The 19,637-nt window shown below is 46.3% G+C and carries 20 protein-coding genes and 1 pseudogene; 11 read left to right on the top strand and 10 right to left on the bottom strand.

Going from position 1 to position 19,637, the window contains the following annotated elements; translation table 11 throughout:
* Window positions 1-57: 57 nt before the first annotated feature.
* Entirely contained in the window at window positions 58-930 is an 873-nt protein-coding gene (locus T494_RS0111205) for an IS3 family transposase (protein WP_155984081.1), read from the bottom strand.
* Between the two features lie 17 nt (window positions 931-947).
* The gene (locus tag T494_RS0111200; RefSeq protein WP_242836426.1) at window positions 948-1,223 is read right to left on the bottom strand and encodes a transposase; all 276 of its coding nucleotides are present in this window, start codon (window positions 1,221-1,223) and stop codon (window positions 948-950) included.
* Window positions 1,224-1,310: 87 nt separating this feature from the next.
* Between T494_RS0111200 and T494_RS13065 the strand changes: the two are divergent.
* From T494_RS13065 to T494_RS0111180, 4 genes and pseudogenes are all read left to right on the top strand, one after another.
* Window positions 1,311-1,826 (top strand): annotated as a pseudogene (locus T494_RS13065) (ABC transporter ATP-binding protein); the annotation flags it as partial.
* Window positions 1,823-2,059, top strand: a complete 237-nt coding sequence (locus T494_RS14055) for a hypothetical protein (RefSeq protein WP_028506376.1) — start codon at window positions 1,823-1,825, stop codon at window positions 2,057-2,059. The pseudogene T494_RS13065 and the gene T494_RS14055, both read left to right, overlap by 4 nt.
* 38 nt (window positions 2,060-2,097) lie before the next feature.
* Window positions 2,098-2,400 (top strand): FtsX-like permease family protein, encoded by a 303-nt coding sequence (locus T494_RS14050; RefSeq protein WP_197021160.1) that lies wholly within the window; start codon window positions 2,098-2,100, stop codon window positions 2,398-2,400.
* Between the two features lie 33 nt (window positions 2,401-2,433).
* Entirely contained in the window at window positions 2,434-3,894 is a 1,461-nt protein-coding gene (locus T494_RS0111180; protein WP_028506374.1) for an FtsX-like permease family protein, read from the top strand.
* Window positions 3,895-4,121: 227 nt separating this feature from the next.
* Here T494_RS0111180 and T494_RS0111175 read toward each other — a convergent pair whose 3' ends face one another.
* The 8 genes from T494_RS0111175 to T494_RS0111140 form a co-directional block, all read right to left on the bottom strand.
* Entirely contained in the window at window positions 4,122-9,929 is a 5,808-nt protein-coding gene (locus T494_RS0111175) for a SpaA isopeptide-forming pilin-related protein (RefSeq protein ID WP_028506373.1), read from the bottom strand.
* The gene (locus T494_RS0111170) at window positions 9,919-10,629 is read right to left on the bottom strand and encodes an FctA domain-containing protein (protein WP_028506372.1); all 711 of its coding nucleotides are present in this window, start codon (window positions 10,627-10,629) and stop codon (window positions 9,919-9,921) included. Before T494_RS0111170 ends, T494_RS0111175 begins: the two co-directional genes overlap by 11 nt.
* A 16-nt stretch (window positions 10,630-10,645) precedes the next feature.
* Complete coding sequence (locus T494_RS0111165) at window positions 10,646-11,323, bottom strand: class B sortase (RefSeq protein WP_028506371.1); 678 nt, start codon at window positions 11,321-11,323, stop codon at window positions 10,646-10,648.
* Between the two features lie 26 nt (window positions 11,324-11,349).
* Window positions 11,350-12,714 carry an FctA domain-containing protein gene (locus T494_RS0111160; RefSeq protein WP_028506370.1) on the bottom strand — a complete coding sequence of 455 codons (1,365 nt, stop codon included), beginning with the start codon at window positions 12,712-12,714 and terminating at the stop codon, window positions 11,350-11,352.
* A gap of 31 nt (window positions 12,715-12,745) precedes the next feature.
* A complete protein-coding gene (lepB, locus tag T494_RS0111155; RefSeq protein ID WP_028506369.1) occupies window positions 12,746-13,396 on the bottom strand; it encodes a signal peptidase I in 651 nt (216 codons plus the stop codon).
* Window positions 13,397-13,662: 266 nt separating this feature from the next.
* Window positions 13,663-14,577, bottom strand: a complete 915-nt coding sequence (locus T494_RS0111150) for a GGDEF domain-containing protein (RefSeq protein WP_197021158.1) — start codon at window positions 14,575-14,577, stop codon at window positions 13,663-13,665.
* 80 nt (window positions 14,578-14,657) lie between these two features.
* On the bottom strand, window positions 14,658-14,837 hold the full coding sequence (locus T494_RS0111145) for a hypothetical protein (RefSeq protein ID WP_028506367.1): 180 nt from the start codon (window positions 14,835-14,837) through the stop codon (window positions 14,658-14,660).
* 14 nt (window positions 14,838-14,851) lie between these two features.
* Window positions 14,852-15,238 carry a helix-turn-helix transcriptional regulator gene (locus T494_RS0111140; protein ID WP_028506366.1) on the bottom strand — a complete coding sequence of 129 codons (387 nt, stop codon included), beginning with the start codon at window positions 15,236-15,238 and terminating at the stop codon, window positions 14,852-14,854.
* A 285-nt stretch (window positions 15,239-15,523) separates the two neighbouring features.
* Here T494_RS0111140 and T494_RS0111135 point away from each other — a divergent pair, with 285 nt between their 5' ends.
* From T494_RS0111135 to T494_RS0111100, 7 genes are all read left to right on the top strand, one after another.
* Window positions 15,524-16,246 carry an ImmA/IrrE family metallo-endopeptidase gene (locus T494_RS0111135; RefSeq protein ID WP_028506365.1) on the top strand — a complete coding sequence of 241 codons (723 nt, stop codon included), beginning with the start codon at window positions 15,524-15,526 and terminating at the stop codon, window positions 16,244-16,246.
* Window positions 16,247-16,802: 556 nt separating this feature from the next.
* Window positions 16,803-17,366, top strand: coding sequence for a sigma-70 family RNA polymerase sigma factor (locus T494_RS13540; RefSeq protein WP_051540389.1), 564 nt, complete (start codon window positions 16,803-16,805; stop codon window positions 17,364-17,366).
* A gap of 470 nt (window positions 17,367-17,836) precedes the next feature.
* On the top strand, window positions 17,837-18,277 hold the full coding sequence (locus tag T494_RS0111120; protein ID WP_028506363.1) for a hypothetical protein: 441 nt from the start codon (window positions 17,837-17,839) through the stop codon (window positions 18,275-18,277).
* Complete coding sequence (locus T494_RS0111115) at window positions 18,274-18,612, top strand: type II toxin-antitoxin system PemK/MazF family toxin (protein ID WP_028506362.1); 339 nt, start codon at window positions 18,274-18,276, stop codon at window positions 18,610-18,612. The genes T494_RS0111120 and T494_RS0111115 overlap by 4 nt, the downstream gene beginning before the upstream one ends.
* Before the next feature lie 14 nt (window positions 18,613-18,626).
* Entirely contained in the window at window positions 18,627-18,734 is a 108-nt protein-coding gene (locus tag T494_RS13705) for a DUF3789 domain-containing protein (protein ID WP_081777295.1), read from the top strand.
* Window positions 18,735-18,738: 4 nt separating this feature from the next.
* The gene (locus T494_RS13950; RefSeq protein ID WP_155984109.1) at window positions 18,739-18,939 is read left to right on the top strand and encodes a hypothetical protein; all 201 of its coding nucleotides are present in this window, start codon (window positions 18,739-18,741) and stop codon (window positions 18,937-18,939) included.
* Window positions 18,940-19,049: 110 nt separating this feature from the next.
* Window positions 19,050-19,637, top strand: a 588-nt coding sequence (locus tag T494_RS0111100) for a recombinase family protein (protein WP_037344767.1), incomplete at its 3' end; no start/stop codon positions are given.

Here is a 19,637-nt window from a genome sequence, read left to right as displayed (position 1 = left end):
TGGACTTGTCAAGAAATGTGCAGTCATAAAATACCCAAAATCTTGGATAGGCAGATATCAGGCGGCGTGATGAGAGAGCTGCTTTGAAGTTCTTAACGCCACAGGTGGGAGACCACCTTCATTGAAGCTGTTGATCCTTTGTGTGTTGTAATAACCGAAGATGTATCTGAAGATGACAGTCTTGACCTCTTCACGCTTCATTCTGTAGGTCGGGATCTGATACAGCTTTTCTTTTTTCAGCGTGGCGAAGAAACTCTCCATGCGAGCGTTGTCGAAGCAATGAGCGGTACCGCTGAGGCTCTGGATTAGCCCATTTGTTACAAGTTCCCTGCGGAAGGCATAGCTTGTATACTGGCAGCCACGGTCACTGTGAAGGACAGTTCCATCGAGCCTGCCGTACTTCTCACGAAGCTGTTTTACAGTGTCAATACAGAGTTCTTTCTTCATGTTATCACGCATTTCAAGAGCGACGATCTCGCCGTTATAACAATCAAAAATCGGCGAAACATAGAGCTTTCCGTCAGCGCACTGGGCCTCGGTGATATCAGTCAGCAGCTTTTTCAGCGGTGCGTTTGCAGTGAAATCTCTCTTGATCAGGTTTTCTCTGTCCTGAGTTTCGGAATCAGTCTTTGTGATACCGTGAGGTCTGCGGTTCTTGTGAATAAGCTCGGCTTCGCTCATAGTACGGTATACTGTTCTGAGGCTGACGTGAGTGCCTTTCTGGGCAAGAGCTGCCTGCATCCTTCTGACACCGTAATTCTTGTTGTCAGGATGCTCTGATAGTATTCCTTGTATTTTGACCAGAAGAAGCTGCCTTGCACCAGGCTTGCCCTGATTCCTGAGCCAGCGATAATAGCCTGATTCGCTGATTTTCAGAAATCTGCATATTGCTTTCGCTCCATACTTGCTGCGGAACTCATTAACGAACAGGTGACGTTCGCTTGTCTTTACTTCTTCCGGTCTTTTGCGAAAAAACCGAGTGCATCCTTGAGAATATCATTTGCTTTGCGAAGCTCGGCATTTTCTCGTTCAAGCTCAAGATTACGCTGTTTAAGTTCTTCATCTGACATCTGATATTTCTTAGCCTTGGCAGCGGCATTTCGTTTTGAGCGCCAGTCAGACAGTGTGTAATACTGGATGCCTAATTGCTGAGCAGCCTTTTTCAGTCCGATCTCATCAGAGAGCTTTAACGCTTCTTCTTTGAATTCTTTACTGTACTTCATAATCGTTTTCCCTTTCCGATTTTATCAATTTTATTCTACCAGATTTTTGGGTGTTTGTCGACTGCTATTTAAGTATAACACTTCACTTTTCGCCGTGACAATCTTGGCTTCGTTTTTCAGGATTTCAACCTTCTTGAAAACTTCTCGGTCAAGGATAACATACTTCTTCCGCTTGTGCTGATGGGTATGAGCTATGGCGAGATGGAAAAGCGCCTCACACCCATAGCCAGCCAGCTCGGGATAGACGGACTTATAGAAAAGTACCCATATGAGCTTTCGGGCGGTCAGAAGCAGAGGACTGCTATCGCAAGGGCAGTCATCACACTGCCCAAGCTTATTCTTGCCGACGAGCCGACGGGTGCGCTCGATTCAAGGTCAACAGACAGCGTGCTGGACATTTTCGATACGCTCAATAAGCAGGGACAGACTATCGTTATGGTGACACATTCCACCAAGGCGGCGAGCCGTGCGAGCAGAGTTCTTTTTATAAAGGACGGAACGCTTTTCAACCAGCTTTACAGAGAGGACAAGTCCTTTGAGGAGATGTACCAGACTATCTCCGATACTCTGACATCACTTATGAAAGGCGGGGATAAGCAGTGAACAGCCGTATCTTCCTGCGCCTTTCAAGGGACAACATAAAAAAGAACGCAAAGATGTATGTGCCATACATACTGACCTGCGTACTAATGACAGCGATGATATACATTATCCGTTCGCTGTCTGTAAACCCCGACCTTTCCAGTATCCCGCACGGTGGAGCAACGCTTCCGAAGCTGTTAAAGTACGGCTCTTACGTGACCTCCGCATTTGCTGTGGTCATAGTCTTTTATTAAACAGCTTTATTCTTCAAAGACGAAGCCGTGAGTTCGGCTTGCTCAACATTCTCGGAATGGAGAAACGGCATATCGCAAAGTTGTTGCTGATCGAAACGGTGATGATCGCAGCGATTACCTTTGTGCTCGGCATCGCTGTTGGCATCGGGCTTGAACAGCTCATCACGGGATTGCTTGCAAATCCGCTGGGCGAACATGCCTCAAAGCTGTCGGCGCATATATCCATGACGGGTATCTTAGATTCGGTCGCTGTAATGGCAGTTACCTTTGTGGGAGTGTTTTTGTTTGCTCTGCGCACACTTCACTTTTCAAACCCGATAGAGCTTCTTTCTGCAGCATGAAAGGGAGAGAAAGAGCCGAAAACAAAGCTTTTTATGACCATTGTTGGAGTGCTGATGCTTTTAGGCGGATATACTCTTTCGTTCTTTGTCGCCGACCCAAGGATGACTCTGCATATTCTTGCAGGCGCCGTATTGTTCGTTATCCTCGGGACATATTTCATATTTATCGCAGCTATCATAGCATTTCTCAGGCTGCTTAAAAAGAACAAGAGATTTTATTACAAGACAAAGCACTTTACGTCTGTTTCGGGGCTTATCTACCGAATGAAGCGAAACTGTGTCGGCCTTGCCAGCGTGACTATCCTGTCTACAATGGTGCTGATAAGCGTTTCGTCAACATCTTCACTGATGCTTGGTATCGACAGTCAGCTGACGGACGGCGATGCAGTCATCGTTACCTGTAATGACTATAATGGTGAAGTAGCTTTCGGAATAGAAAAGGATATCCTTGAAAGAGTTAAGCCCGATAGGATAGAAAAGTACCTTATGGCGAAAATGTATCTTAAGGGAAGAAAAGACCATAACTTTGTGCCGCTTGAAAAAGGTGAATATGAAGTTGGCGGCAGCTATATATATGTAATTCCTGGATATGATGGAGGAATAAAGTCTGAAGACAAGGTTACTCTGACCGTACAGGCATATGATTCGATAGACACCCGATATCTCGGAGACAGAGAAGAGGACGTTCTTTTCAAAAAGGATCCCGCTGATATCAAGAAGGAATACTACACAGAAAAAGGCGAGATAGTTATTGAGTCCAAAGACAGGAGCTTTGATAACGATCGCTTTGAGTTTTTCGGCAGTGAATATAAGGTGAGAAAATACGTATACAACAAAGATGGTACTGAGGATGGTGTAAGGATCACCGTAGCCACAAATGAAGAGGTGCAGGAATTTATAGATGCTTTCAACAAAGCTTCACTGTTCAGATCCAGCGAATTCCATACGATGGAGATTTACTACAAACAGCCTATACCCGACAGCGACAGAGAATTAAAGGACGTGCTTAAAGACAAGGATACCCACTCTCTTATCAACGGCAAGACCTATCTCGACCCGACCCGTTACCGTTCGGAGGAAAAAGCAGGCATGATGCTTGCGTTCGGTTCGCTTTTCTTCCTCGGAGTATTTCTCGGTACGCTGTTTGTGCTTGAAACGGTGCTTATAATCTACTATAAACAGCTCACCGAGGGCTATGAGGACGCAGGCAGGTTCAGGATAATGCAGAACGTCGGAATGAGCGAGGACGAGGTAAGATCAACTATACGTTCGCAGATACTCCTTGTTTTCTTCCTCCCGCTGGTGTTTGCAATGTTACACACCGTGATCGCATTCCCTATGGTAGGCAGACTTCTGGCTTATATCGGACTGGACAGCACCAAGACCTATCTGAAAAGCTGTGCCATAGGTTTTGCAGGTTATTTTGTGCTGTATACTGCTGTATATCTTCTGACCGCAAAGCTTTATTACCGCATAATCAGAAAGCAGAGATAGCCCGGCTTTCTGTCTGCTGAAAAAACGGATCGCTGCTGATGTTTCAGGCTCATTTCAGGGCGTCTGCCACGATAGACTCAAACGGCTGAAAGCTGTACGTCAGCGGCGAGCAGATTATGACAAATAAAACCGAACAGATACTGACACCGCCCGGGAGAATAACTCCCGGGCGGTCGTGTGTGATATGAAAAAGCGGCAGAGGAATTGCTCCTTTGCCGCTTTATCTGTTATGAGAACTGTTCTTTTCTTCGCCTGAGGTAAATGAACAAGCCTATCGGTACAGCTGCGATGAATATCATTACAGCTCCACGTTTAAGCGGTGTCATCACGCCCGTGGGAATGTGTCCGTTGAGCGTGTTTGTGACGACAAGCGTAGTCGGGTCTGTGAACTGGAACTCCTTGATGTTCTTGTTCTCGGCTTCTTCATCACCGAGTTGGAAGGTGGTGTTGTATTCTGTTTCCTCCTCCATCACGGTCACCGTCACGCCGGCAGGGAGTACGAATTCTGCCTTTTCGGCGTGCTTCAGCGTAAATTCGCCTCCGCTGTAGCTCAGATTATCCTGCTTTTCTCCGTTCTTTGCCCAGGTTATCTCGCTGCTGCTGTCAAGTCCGTTGACGGAAATGACAAAGCCGAAATCTCTGTTTTTGTTTCCCGCAGAGCCTTTGACCAGCTTTTCGACTGTGAGCGTGTTGAGCGCAGCGTTTTCCTTGGTGTTTGTGACGCTCAGCGTGTAGATGTAGCTGTCCTCCGTTTCGATAAGCTCACCCTCGCACGAATCGCTTATCAGCGACGGAACGCCAAGAGGTGAGATGTGGAACATAATATCGTGTTGGAGTCTTTTGTAATTGAACGGCGCCTGTTTTTCCGTCAGGAAGTAGACAGAGCCTTTTTCGCCGGGGTTGATGACCCTTGAGCTGTTTCCTCCGCAGACATCGACAACTCCGTTCACGGTAACGAGGTCTTCAAAGCCCTCCATAGGATAGGGGTACTTTACAAAACCGCTTATCGCCGTGTTTGACTGCTTATACAGTTCAAAATGTGCAGAGCCGAGCAGAATATTCGGATTCTCACTGTCCATTTTCATTATCTTGAAATTGAACTGTTTGTTGTAGATATCGACATATGCTGTGATACCGTTGCTTCCGGGCTTGCCGTTTGCCCATTTAAGGTCGGCGGGATCCTTTTCGCCCCAATTTCCCATATCGTCGTAGAACAGCGATACAGTTTCGTCGGCGTTGACCTTGAACTTAACGTCCTTCTGAAGACCGACATAGCCCTTTGGTGCGCTTGTCTGCGTCAGCGTGTATGTGTGCGACATATCAAAGTCGTACAGCATTTTTACGATGCCCTTTGAATCTGAGGTGTATGTGCCAACTGTTTTTCCTGTCGTGTCATCGACAAGCTTGAAAGTTCCGCCCGCAAGAGGAACAGTGCTGTCCCACTTGAACAGCCTTATCGCAATACCGCTTTCACGGGTATTGGTTATAGTGTCTGTTCTTGTTGAGCCTTCGTTGTTTCCGACGCTGTAAGAAACGATATAATTGAATTCCTTTTGTGCATCTTCTCCCTTGGGTATCGCATTGGATTTTCGTGTTGCGCAGAGCCTCAGCGAGCTGTCGCTCTCGACCGGAGTTACTGTTCCGTAGTCTGTCACCGTTCCGTCGTAGGCGACCGTCGGAGATGTACCGCTGATCGTGACCTCTTTAACAACATAGTCGTTCAGGTTTATCCTTTCCAAACCGTTCTTTTTTGGTTTGAGCGTTGACCAGAAATAGTATGCGGTCGTGCTCGGCGACTTTATCTGTTTTACGGAGCCTTCAAGAAGCTCGCCGTCGACATAGACTGCGGTGTAAACGGGTGCGTGCCCGACAGTTATATCCAGGTCGCTCCACACCTTGCGTACGCTCAGTCCGAAGCCTTTTTTGTTTATGACCTCCATCTGTGGGTTTTCTTCCGCAATGACACGGCCTACGTTCAGCGGACTATCGTTGAAATTGTGGTAAGAGGGGATATCCTCCTGTGTGTTGTCCTCGTTTATCTTTGAGCCCATTACACGTTCGTAGCCCATAAGACCGTAGCCTGTTTTAACGTCCTCTGTGACTTTGAACACAGAGCCTACGGGGAGTCCGGGTACACATATGGTATATCCTGATGGAATCCCGGATATCGCACCGAAGCCCGATGACCTGAACACAACGTCGTCGTAGTTCCAGCCCGATACTGCGCCCTTGCTCAGATCGTCAAGCAGCTGATGATTGAACGTGAGGTCTGTTTCAGCAAATTTACCCGTTTCGTGGTCAAATCTGCAAACCTTTTTATTAGGCGACAGAACGCAGTATTTTGCCATATTTGCAGCTGTCATATTATCAGCACTTTCAGGCTCGATAGATGAGAGATAGAGTCTGAAGCTGAATGTAGCGGGGTCGTTGGTTATCTCGTGGTCGTCTTCGTCGAGCAGCTTCTTGGTGATGTACAGGTCCTTTATGACGTTATCGTTCACCACGTTGTCAAAAGCAATGTTCGGCTTGTTTTCAGATGTGCCTATCTCTGAGGAGTAGCTTCTCAGGTCGCCCTTTATCTCTACTCTTTCTTCCGGTACTTCATTGCCGTTGATGAGTACTTTTCCGTAAATCGAGCTGTCTACGGCACATTCGACTATCCTGTAATTGATCGTGTTTTCGGGGAAGGATATCTCGGCTTTCTTGGTCGGGTTGATGAAATAAATGTTTTCATAAGCATCTTCATCCGAGACTCCGGGCGGTCGGTATTTTTTAACGTAAGTTACCGGCTGGTTGGAGTTCTGATAGGTGACACGGATATGCTCGTCATCGTTGGCAAGCAGGCGCTCCTCTCCGGGTTCACCATTAGGACCGTCGTTGAGCGAGTAGTAGATCTGGAAAGGATACTCGATAAACTCCTTGTCGATAGCATCCGAGCCCGTGCCGGTAACATTTTTTGATACAACTACGTGACCCGGTGTAACAGAAGCGATGTTGAAATGCATATACAGATTTGATGCACCCGCACCTCTTTCCATATAGAACACACGCATCTTGTGCTTGGTGTAATCCTTGAAGATGTACTGTCCGCTTCCGTTGTCCTCGAATATTTTATCGAGCTCCTCCTCAACGTTTTGAACGCCTCTGTCGGTGAGGTTCTTTCTGAAGATCTCCTTGAGAGTCGTATTCGTACCGTTCACGGTGACTTTTCCGGTACGGAAGTTTACCTTTCCTTCGAGTGCGGAGTGTATTCCGCCGAGGTCGATAACAAGCTCGCCGTCAACGTAAAGCCAGAAGTCGTCGTCACCCTTGAAGTCAAAGATGATGTCGTGACCCCATGCATCCAGACCGCTGACAGTCTGAACGAACTCGGCTTCCATTTCCAATCCGAAATAGTAATCCAGCTGATTTTTGTCGCCTGCGGAGTAGAGCTTTTCGTACTTTCTCGGATCTGTGTCCAAAAGCAGGCCTGTATTAGTCTGACCCGGTCGTGCATCGGAAGAGTATAGGTTTAGTGGGTTATCTTTTGAATAGACTCCTGCGGTTATGGTATTGTATGGGAAGAACTGACCGTGCTGAAGTGTATATTTGGGCTGGTTATAGCTCGTTCCAAGCTCACGGTATACTGTAAAATTGCCGTCGTCGGTAGGCACAAGCGTCGCAAAGTTCTGTGTGCTGTCGAACTCAAAATATCCGCTTGAATTATATACGCTTTCAATGAACAGGTGGTTTACTTCCTGCGCATTACTGTAAAGCCCACTCAGGCTGCTGTTTGAATAAGTTGCTATCGGATATTCGTTAGAGTCAAGATCTGTTGAAAGCAGTCCGGTCGTAGCAGAACCGGGAACATAACCATTGTTGCCAAGGTATCCTGTCTGCTGTGTACCGCCTGTTTCGCCATGATTTACATCACCGCTGAAGTCCACCATCTTCATCTTGATTCCGTGAACATCGTTGTCTACGGTTTTTACTGTGTGGAGCTTGTCGCCGAGGTTGAGATCTTCAAGCCTTGCAAAGTAAAACGGGAAGGAAACCGACTCAGAGCACGGCTCGAGCGCTGAATTATCGCTTTTCGGGCGCAGACCGATATAGGAGTATCTTGAATTGTCCCAGGCGATTATCTCGCTGTAAAATTCGCCGTTCCTTCGTCCGGGCAGGTTGATGCCTATCTTATCGTCCGAAAGCACCTGATTGCCGGTCATCTGCGGAGCGATATATTTTTCTGAATACGGATTGAGAAGTTCATAGTAATAGTTAGGCTGCTTAGTTACCTCGTCGAGGTACTCGGTGAATTCCCACTCCAAAGAGCTTGTTCCCTCGCCCAGCCAGAGTATCTTTCCGCCCGAGGCGTAGCAGGGGAAAAGCGAGCCGTCGTGGTTGACCGCATAAATGTCGTATTTCAGTTCGTTTTCGTTCCAGATCCTTATGTAAACGATGACCTTTTCTCCGTCCTTGACATCAGATATGCTGACTCTGTCTGCGGAGAATGTGATGAGGTCATCATCTGTCAAGTCAGCCTGGTCGAGCAGATAAAGCCAGGTACGCGGGTCGGTCTTGTCGGTCGTAACGCCAAAGCTGCCCGGTTCATCATCTTCACCGGAAGGAGAGTGGTTGATGTAGTATCCGCCCGAGCTGAGCTGAACAAGGCCATTACTGTCTTTGGTCACAGTAAATCTGCTTGCGCTGCTTTTGTCTGCGGTCACGCTCACTCCGTTTTCGCCGATGCAGAGGTACTTAGCCGACGAGCCCTTTCCGACAGATATAACATAGCTGCCGTTGGATTCACGGGTGAATGTCCACTTATCTATCTCCTTGTTTTCATCGACATAGAGTATCTTGTTGTTCTGCTTGGCGGTAAGGATGAGCTTTACCAGCGAGTGGTTCTTTCCGCCCGACATAAGAGCGTCGCCCGAGGTCGAACCGGACGAGTAGTGGAAAATGCCGTAGCTCTTTCCGTTATACTGGTCGTTTTGAGGCGGGGTATAGTTCCAGATGCTGAATCTGGCATTGGTATCATTGTCATTGTTAAAAGCTGCAATTCCGTTTCCGCCTTTGTTGCCCTGTTGGTTCCAGCAATATCTGCTTGGTTTGTTGCCGCTGCCTGCGATAAGAAAGCCGCCGCCTGTATGTGATTCAACGGAGAATGTGGTAGCCTTTGCTTTGTCTGTTTCAAAGCTCAGGCTTTTGACGTTTTGCTTAACGTATTGCTTGGCGCCTTTTGAGTCCTTGCACCATATCTTGGCTGTGATGGTGTGGCTGGTTTCATTGTAGGAGATGTCCTCAAAGTAGTATTCAGAAGAATTGCTCACTATTTCCGCAGGCTTCAGATTGACCGTGTTTTTACTTCTGTCGCCGTATTCTGTCCTGAATTTTTTTATTCCCGTACGGGAATTGTTGTCCACGTCGTACTGCTCGTTTTGCACGAAAAAGTAATACTGCCAGGTCGCAATATACACGCCGTTGCCCTTGCTGATATGCGTATAAAGGTCGGCAATAGTGCTTATTTCGTCGAGCGTGCCCGCTGCCTGGCTTTCCTGCTTTACTATCTCGTAAACACTGAAGCCCGTTGCGTAGAAGCTTATTTTCCCGTTTTTCACCGTGATATCTGTGACCTGCTCACGGCTGCCGTCGTCAAGGATATGCCACAGCTGTATATCTTCGGAGTCTTTTCCCGAGATAGACGGGTCGGTTATCTCGACCTTTATCGGGTGACCCTCTTCGGGCTGGAATTCTGTCTCGTCCTTGCTTATGGTTATATCGTATGCCGCAATTCCGCTGTGCTCGTCTGAAACGTCGACTGCTTCGGCTTTTGCGCCCTGAGGCATCATACCGTCGAGCTTTACGGTCTGCCCCGAGCCTTCGCCGTTGGGGTGAAGCTCAAAGCTCTGATGCTGAAGCTGTGTGCTTTGCTGTTCACAGCTCACTCCCTGCTCCTGTGCGGCGGCGCTGAGGGGAAGGCAGCAGCATATTGACGATATGAGCACGGCAAATGCACAGGCGGCGTTTGCGATGCGCTTTTTCAGACTACCTTTCATTGTTTTTGTCCTCCTTGCTGTTGTCCCGCTTTAAAAGGAGTGTAAGTAATATGATAACAACCGCTGCGAGCATTGTAAGCCCGACTGCGTGCGATGCGGCGGCGTTTATAAAGCCCGTGATCGGGTTTACGCCTCCGTCCGAGTCGTCAGAACTGCTTGCAGATGTTGTAGCTTTCTTGGTCGTTTGTTTCTTAGTTGTTTCCGTCTTGGCTGTTGTTTGTTTTGTGATCTTGCTTGTTGAATTTGGGTCGCCGATATTTTTAAAATGGACGTCGGGCGACTTCAGATCTGTCCCGGAACGCTTTGCGGAGACTGAGTATTTCAGTCCGTCAGCGCCGTCGTTTTCAACAAACACCGTTATCTCATAGACCTTGTCGTCATATGTGATGTTCGGGTCATTTCCCGGTATTTCGGAGACCTTGTAGATATAAGTCCCCGGTTCGCTGATGCTGATAGTGAAGTTTCCCTTGCCGTTTGCGGGTATATCGAGATCATTTGCACTCGGCGCAGGAGAATCGTTTTGTGGTTCAATGCTTATCTTATAGCTTCCGGAAGTCCCTCCCGAAGTATCAAGACAGCTTACGGGTATTTTCACAGTTGCAGTTTTGTATGCGCTTGCACTGATCGAGCTTATTGAAAAAACGAAAAGAGAGAGCAGACATACTGTCATAGCAAAAGCTGCTTTAACAAATTTTTTCATATGCCTGCCCTCCTTTCTATTCAACAATATAGCAAAAAACAACGGTTTTTGTCAGTGTGTTTGCGTCCGAACAGGTAGCCAGAGCAACGATGCGTTTGTCCTTATCGGCTATCTGCACATCGGCGCTGTTCCTGATGAACGCAGCTATTCTTGCACTGTCCATGTCAAACACGGTCTTTTCTGTGCTGCTCACCTTCATTGAGGCGAACACCTCCAGCTTATAGACCTTGTCGGCATTTCTGCCTGTCATAAGTGTACCTGTTCTGTGGCTTTTCATATACGGCTCGTTCAGAAAGTCGTCCAGCGAGCCGAACATTTTTCCGTAATCCATATGATGCCCGTAGATGACAGAGAAGCGGTCCGAGAAATCGGGACTGCACCTGCTGTCCAGGAAAATGCTGCCGGAGAGCGAGTAATTTCCGAACGGGTCGGTATTAAGGAAATAGGAATTATCCTTTCCCTGCATAACAGGGTAGTCTATGTTTGTGTCGTCGATAGTTATCCAGCCGACCTGTTCCTGCGTTATCGGTGAATCCGCAGAAGCGGCGGGGTCGTCCGGGTCGGGCTTATACCTGAGTATGCTCTTGTCAAGCGTGTGGTCAAAGGTATAGTAGCCGTCATAAGCCTGCCACAAGCCTATGAGAAGAACAACTACAAACACGGCGAATATGAACCAGCTGTACAGCTCGTTCATTTTTTTCCAGAATCTAAGCAATTCTTTCAGTCTTCCTCAGACTTTTTCTTTTTGATAATGATAAGGCTGACTGCTGCACCGACTGCTGCGACTGCGATAACGATTATCGAAAGTCCCATATTCGAGAAGATACCTGTGGGAACATCTCCGTTAAGTGTATTTGTGAATGTAGCTGTGGTGTTGCCCTTAAGACCGGTGGTCATATCGGTGATACCGTTTTTGTCATCGTTAACGGCAACATCTGCTTCATAGCCCGAGCCTTCCTTTACATTTTCAGAAACAGCAATGCTCGGTGTGTAGTTTTCCTCTGCTTCGGTGATGGTGTACTTTGCACCTGCCGGAACGCCCTCAAGCTTAATGCTCTGACCGTGCTTGAGATAGAAGGAAGCTGTGATAGCACCGTTTTCATTGGCAGTGAGCTGCTGACCGTCTCTGTCACCGTCGTCGTCTTTGGCGTTGGCGGTCTTCATATTAGCTTCGGTATAGATCGTGGTCGTGCTCTTTTTGGGCTCTGCAAGGAAAGTGTTTCCACAGCCGTTAACGGTTATCTGAGCGCCCTTGGCATTGCTGATGCTTATATCGAATTTGAAATACTTGTCCCTTGAACCCTGGTTACCGGCAATGGTCTTTGAAAACTCGATATCGTGGGTATTGTATGTATTGGTGAAACCTGTGGACTTATGTGCGATAGGTGCGGAATTACCTGTACCCTTTGTAGGGATATCATCAGCACTGTCGTGCAGAACATAGTTGTTGATCTTGAGCTTGTTGACGTTTTCTGCCGAAGCATCTACAACAACAACATCAAGAACTCTTGTGCTGTTTGTATCGTTCGTTACGCCTGCAGCCTGACTGGTTGCTGCTTCCTCAGTGATGACATAGCGATAGATTCCCGGCTCGGTAAATTCGACATGCGAGAAATCTATGTCTATCTTCTTCTGAGCGTACTTTTCGTCATTGTTCGGTGTTGCGGTCACAAACTTTACAGTCTTTCCCTCTCCCTTATGGCTCTCGGCGATGGTCGTTCCGCTGACATCGGTATCAGCAGGCGAGAAGCTGACGGTCGCTTCGGTCGCTGTATTTTCGTTATCGTTAGTGTGGTCGGTATCGGTTTTAAGAGTGAACTCCGGCGTGCCGATACCTGCGAGTACGGGAAGGGTAGAGCCGCCTGTTGCAGGGACAGCCGTACCGGGAGCGATGGTGAACGAGAAGCTTGCATTCGGAACGACTGCGTCGCTTTCCATTACCAGATACTTATCAAATGTCGTGTGCTTATCTCCTTCGATAGTTTTGTAGACCGAATCTGCGCTTGCGCTGAGGGAGAATGCAGACATCATGGAAACAGCAAGACCCAGCGAAGCGACTGCTGCCAAAAACCTTTTTGCTTTCATATTGTTTTCCTCCTTAAAAAATGTTGTTTTGCTATATTCCACGCATTCTCATCGTGAATACCACTGTTCCCTGTATCTCCTCCAGCGGGATACCGCCGAATGTCCTGCTGTCGGAGAGGTCACTTCGGTATTCGTTCAGAACGAACACGCAGTTATCGGGTACTTTGTAGGGAAAGCTTACAGCTGACCCTTCTGTCGGTGTGGGGTACACCGTGTTGTCGGGGATACCGTAGTCATTGACGGAGACATAGTCGTTTTTGATATTGACTGTTTCGCCGCCGATCGCCATAACACGTCCGAACCTTACTTCGCCGTCGTGCTTGTAAACTATCAGCTTCCCCGTTTCGGGCTTTGCAAGGCGATAGGTAACGCACAGGTCGCCGTCCTTTACAGACGGGTACGCTGTGTTAGTGTGACAGACGTTTATGCCTATCACGAATGTCAGCAAGCCCCACAGCACTGCCACCGTCACGCCTATCTTGATGAAAAAGGATATCGCATAGTCCTTTGCGGTGCGCTTTTTCTTTTTCTTCTTCGGCTTTTCCTTGTCGGCCTCGGCTGTTTCGGCTGCCTCGGTTGTCTGTTTGGTTTCGGGGGTTTGAGGAGCAGCCTGCTCGTTGTCCTCCCCGTCAGGCTCCTGTTCGGGAGTGATTTCGGCTGGTGTTTCTTCGATTTGCGGCATCTGCTCATCTCCTTGCCCGGACCGTTTTTATCTTGCCCGAAAGAGTCTACCATTTAAAACATATATGATATGGTTAAACCTTATAAAATTATACCACTTCTTTCAGATTTTTTCAAGAGCAAAAAGATAAAAAATGCACAAAAATACAGCAAATTGTTATCGAATATGCCATTATATCCGAACCGGACGAAGCAAGCCGACAAAAAATGCCGCCGGAGTTAATCTGTCCGGGGGCATATGTAAACATTTTCAAGCGGCTCGGAGCTCTATCTGCGTCGTCTGTCGTGGCCTTTTTGCCTGTAATAAGCCGACTTATCCTCGTACATAAACTTATCGGCAGTCTGGAACAGTCCCTCGGGGGAAAGGTCCTTATATTCGCTCCGACAGGCTGTGCCCACCGAGAGGAACACGCCCTGAACGAGCTTTCCCTTATGCTGTGCGGCAAATGCCTTCATCGCTTCGGCCTTTTTCATGGCTTCTTCGGCACTGTCGTATGTCACGACGGCAAACTCGTCTCCGCCCAGCCTTGCTATCAGCACGCTGTTGCCGAATGCTTTTCTTGCAAACAAAGGAACAACACATATCAGCTCATCGCCGGCAACGTGACCGAGAGTGTCGTTAGTCTCTTTCAGCCCGTTTACGTCTATCACCGATATACACAGGTCGTCTCTTAACACCTCGGGGCTCTCTATCCTCTCGATGAAATACTTTCGGTTGTAAACACCCGTCATATCGTCGGTATAGACCTGGAGCCTCGTGATCTTGTAGTAGTATTCCATACTCATCGCAAGAAACTGTGCGGTCGCAGAATCCGCAATGAAAAGCACGGGAAAGCGCTTCATGAAATTGTCGGTGTAAAGGTCGCTGATATATGTGTTCAGCGGAGTGTAGAACAGAACTATCACAAGCAGAGTGAAATACACATTCATACCTATTCCTATTTTCATACCGAAAAGGCTTATGCTGAACAGCGGGATAAGCAGCAGCCAAAGTACCGCAAAGCCCTCGTTTCCTCCCGATATCGGGAAAACGGTGAAAACGCCCGTGAGGATAAAAGCCATTATCACCGAGGAAGCCTTGTCCTTTCTGAAAACGTCCGCAAGTATCCCCGTAAAGGCGAACCCCGCAACGAGTATGATCGAGGTTATCGTCATAAGCGTCGCATGCCTGATGATGTTCATTATAAGCATTATCCCTGCCGATAAGCACACGATAACGGACATGGCGACGTTTTTGCTGCACTGTCTCCTGCCGTCTTCGGTTATATCCGTTGAGAGGACTCTGAAAAAAGTCGCTTATCCTTTTCAAGCGTGAAAAATCCCTTGAGACTGCCCAGATCTGCTATGCGGTACATTATCCCGAGTGCATCGCATAGCTCATAGGGATCTCTGGTTGAATACTTTTCGATCAATTCTTGAACCATATCATATATGTAGTTCAATCCTTTTACCCCCGTCACTTATCCTTGTTTTGTTTCGCTTTTACTTCCCAGTAGATGTTCTGGAGCGTCAGCATAACGGCATCTCTGTCCTCTTCACTGAGTTTGCCCCCTGCAAATAAGCCCTGAACATCTTTGATGATCCTGTCAGCCTCTGCTTTTCCGCTTTCACGATCAGCGTACTGTGCAAGCTTTTCAAAATCATCTTCTGATTCCTGCGTAAGAAACTCGGCAGGTACATTGAAATACTCGGATATAGAGGTTATAGTGCTTTTGCGTGGTGTTCGCTCGTTGGTTTCGTAGTAACCAAGTGACTTGTCGGATACACCGACCTTTTCAGCTAACTGTTTCTGAGTGAGTCCTGCTGATGTTCTCAATGCTTTCAGTTTTTCACCTAATGTCATATCAATTCCTCCGTGTTCTGTTCCACTATAATCACTGTTGAACCGAACTTTATAGTTTTACTGTATCACGGGTCTGCTACATTGTCAAGAGAAAACAGAATATTTTTTCACAAATCGAAACGAATTCAGCAAAATGAATAATCAAATGTTCGGTTTTATCACAGAACATACAAAATTACAAATGTTCTGTTGACAAATAGAACATTATGTGATATAACTGGAGTCAGCAAAAGCGTTTTGCATTTTCCTAAACGAACTAATCACCGACATTGAAAGGAGCTGCATATGAAACAGATCAAGACCAGACGTGAAATAGATGAACTGTGCGAGAGCATTGTTCAGAAATACGAGGGAGAAAACTACATCGAAAAGCCTGTGGATATTGCGGGACTTGCTTTGCAGTTCTTCAAGCTCAAGGTGTTTTATGTAAGATTCCCGACCGAAAAGCAGGACAGACTTGGCTGCCTAACCGATGGTAAGAGTATATATAAGATGATCAGGAACGGCAGGATCGGCAACTATTCATTCCCTAAGAACACGATACTGCTGGATATCTCGCTCAAGGGTGACAGCGAAAAAGCAAAAAGACGCTTTACGCTTGCTCACGAACTGTATCATTACATTGATAGTGTAATAAACGGCAACTCTTCATACGGCTTTAACAGTCAAATGCACGGAGATGAGCAGTATAACAAGGCAGAATTGTGTGAAATGATGTCACTTGACGAGTGGGCAGCCGATAGGGGAGCGGCAGCTCTTCTGATGCCGAGGCAGCTTGTATGCGCAACATCAAAGCTGATGTTCGGCAGCAGGGAGATCCCTATTTTCGGCAACAACATTCTTATGAATGATGATAAGCAGCGCATTATAGAGATGGCTGATTATCTGGGAGTGTCTTTCACATCTCTTTTGATACGAATGAAGGAACTCAAGCTGTTCAAGTATCACAGTATGGATCAGTATATATCGCTTACAATGGGCGATATGGAACAGGCGGTGGTATTTTGATCACGCCAAATGAAAAAAGAAAACTTGATCTCTCCAAGCAGGAAACCATTGACCTTGCACAGAGAGATCTGAGGTGTCCCAACTGTCACTTCCTTGTCTCCAAGGTCTATGGTGATGTAAGGGGACATATGGAGTTTAAGTGTCCAAAATGCAAGGACATTTATGTTATAAACTTCAATTACTTCAGAACACGATCCCGTAGCTTTTTAGTCACACTGATCAGAGTTATAGGGTGAGTGATAAAATACAAACCGAGCAATCGGAGAGAATAACATAAGTTATTCTGCTACCGGGGCCGCACGAAATTTAGTGGATACAGGATAGTTCCATCTTTACTTTAGCTATCCTTGATTAATTGTATCCATTTGTTTCTTGCGGTCTTTTTTTGCTTGGTAAAAAACTTAATAGATTTCGTGTAATTGCCTTCTTTTTCCGAAAGCTCGGAGAAAGAGGGCAATTATATTTACTGTATCAAAATGGCTGTGCATAGCAGCTAAATATCCTTGATCTTCGTTTTGTCTTTTCGCAATGAAAAAAACAGAACGGAGGTCAAAAAATGAACGATAACAGAGCGATTAAGGCAGAAAATGTACATAAGGCTATAAAAAAACAAGGATATTTCTATATTCTTGCAGAGAAATACTATGGTGAGGGCTACATCGGACCTAAGTATATCATAGCAACAGATGATCCCGATTTCAGAGAAAATCATCCGAAGCTCGCTGATATGGTTATAGTGCCTGTGGACAAATTTCTGAAAATGGCTGAAGCTATAAATTCGTCTCTCCTTAACGATCGCAGAGAGAAATTCAGACAGATGCATTTTCATAATGACGATGGTTTTTTTGAGGAAATGACAAATGACGAAGGGAACGATATTACTCTGACAGTTGCAGATATGTCTACAGATCCGGTAGCGGATGAGGTCGAAAACACAATGATAAGAGAACGGATCCTTAACGCCATGAATGCCCTGAAAGAATTGCAGAGAAAAAGACTGTATGATTACTATTTTAAAGGATTGACTTACAGGCAAATCGCTGTCAAAGAACATGTTGGTTACAAGAACATTCGGGAAAGCGTAGAAGGCGCAATTAAAAAAATCAAAAAAAATTTGTAAAATACCCCCTCAAAATGCTTCTCCCACTGCCTCTTAATTAGAGGGGTACGAAAAGGACTTCTCGAAGCATCTTGAAAATCGAATATCAGCTATACAGATACGTTAATCCTGCGGTCGGTAGAAGGTCGACAGCCAGACGAGAGATACGCCATGACGCACAAATGCAGAGCGAAAAATATCATCTCCAAGATCGGGACAGCTTCCCGAGGGCGATGAAACGCAGGAGGATAATGATACTTCCGTCCAGTCACAGCTAATAACAATGAGGACGGCTTTGTGAGACCCACAGAGGGATGAGACTCCCATGATATCGGTACGCTGCCGATAGTTTGTACAGTTCCGGTGCAACGGGTGTCGAGGACAAATATTGCAAAATAGGCAAAACGAAGTTACGGCGGTTTGTCAGATCAAAGATGAACCGCCGTTCATTTTACATATAACCTGAGTTTAATAAGTAGGAGGAAAATACAATGAGTAAAACTAAGAAAGAATACCTATCAGAGCCGATTAATGTTGAACTAGACTGGATAAATGATATACGAGATAGATATATCCGTTCCAATATGAGACAACTTGATCTTTCGATTTCAATCACATATACATACTTTATCTATCACGATTATACCGTTGCACAGCTTGCCAAAATAAACGAGACCACAGAGCGACAGGTGATTATTTGGATACTGATAGCTGCATATACACTTGACGGAGGAGAATACCGTTTTGGTGACGGAAGAAAATTGCTGAGAAACGAAATGGATATGCTTTTAAGAAGATACCCAAAAGCAAAGGAAACATTGCCGTGTCACCGCTGCGTATGGGCAGATCTTAGAACAGGCAGAGTGCTTTGCTTCCGTGACTGCAAAGGTTTTAACTGCTTTTTGGCAAAAAGAAAGGAGGGTTCGGTATGATTCACAGAGGACAAATCTACTACGCACAGCTTGAGGAAGGAGTCGGCTCCGAGCAGGAGGGGCATCGCCCTGTACTTGTGGTTCAGAACGATGTCGGAAATCTTCGTTCAAGAACAATAATAGTGATCCCGATAACATCACAGATCAAAAATATGCTGCCGACACATGTGGAGCTCGGCAGGAATTACGGATTGTTTCTTGAAAGCACCGCCCTTGCAGAGCAGATACTTACTCTTGACAGAGCAAGGTTTGGTGACTACATCGGCACAGTTGATGATATGAAAATGCTTGAGGTAGATCAGGCACTCAAGGTCAGCCTTGATTTACTGGAATAACGGAGGTGAATAATATGACTAACTTTATACTTGGATTTCTTGCAGGCGGTTTTATGGGTGCATTGACCATGTGCCTATGCGCAGCGGCGGGAAATGCTGATAGGAATGAAGAAGATAAGTGAGTAATTGCTAAACATAGAAAGCAAGGTCAAGGAAGGGGAAATTGAACAAATGGCAAGAACACTTGAAATACCTGTTATAAAAAAGGTGACATTTGAGTATGTCGGGGACGATAAACAGTCAGAGATGATCATCAGGACACTTATTAAAGACTATATGGAATCGAGCAGAGTGCACAATGATGAACGCTTGCAATCTGTTGGTTAGGTAGAATATTCTTAAATGTCGGCTAAATAGCTGGATAAGTGAACAGGATTGTGGTAGTGTCTGTTGTAGCGCAGGCGGTACCTTGCGTGCGTGTCAAATAATGAAAGGATGTGAAAAACTTGAAAGCGTGGCTTTACTACAGACTGTCCAGAGATGAAGACCAGGAAATGAACAGTCTGCAAAACCAAAGACAGATACTTGTCGACTATGCAAATCAAAATGGACATGACATAGTTGGAGAGAGCTTTGATGACAATGTGTCCGGAATGACATTCAACCGCAAGGGTTTGGGTGAACTCGAAAATGCGGTCGATGAGAAGAAAATCGAGATAGTGCTGGTCAAGGACCTTTCCAGACTCGGCAGACACAGAACGCAAACAGATCTGTTCATAGACCATCTCCGGCAGAACAAGGTAAAAGTGATCTCGGTGACTGAGGGAATCGATAGTTCAAACGAAAATGATGACCTGCTCATCGGCTTCAAGCAGATATTCAATGACTTTTATGCAAAGGATATCAGCCGCAAGGTCAAGGCGGGGATAAGACAGAAACAAAAGAGTTCAGGTGTTATCGAAAGCCTTCCGATCGGCTATGTGGCAGACAGGATCAATAAGAGGATACTTGTTGATCCTGAAGCAGCTGCAATAGTTCGGGATGTGTTTGATATGTTCCTCGAGGGATACGGATTGACAACGATA

Origin of the sequence: Ruminococcus sp. FC2018 (assembly GCF_000621805.1) — a bacterium.
Lineage (GTDB): Bacteria > Bacillota > Clostridia > Oscillospirales > Ruminococcaceae > Hominimerdicola.
The sequence above is the reverse complement of the archived record's forward strand: the minus strand, read 5'-3'. Positions and strand labels throughout refer to the sequence as shown.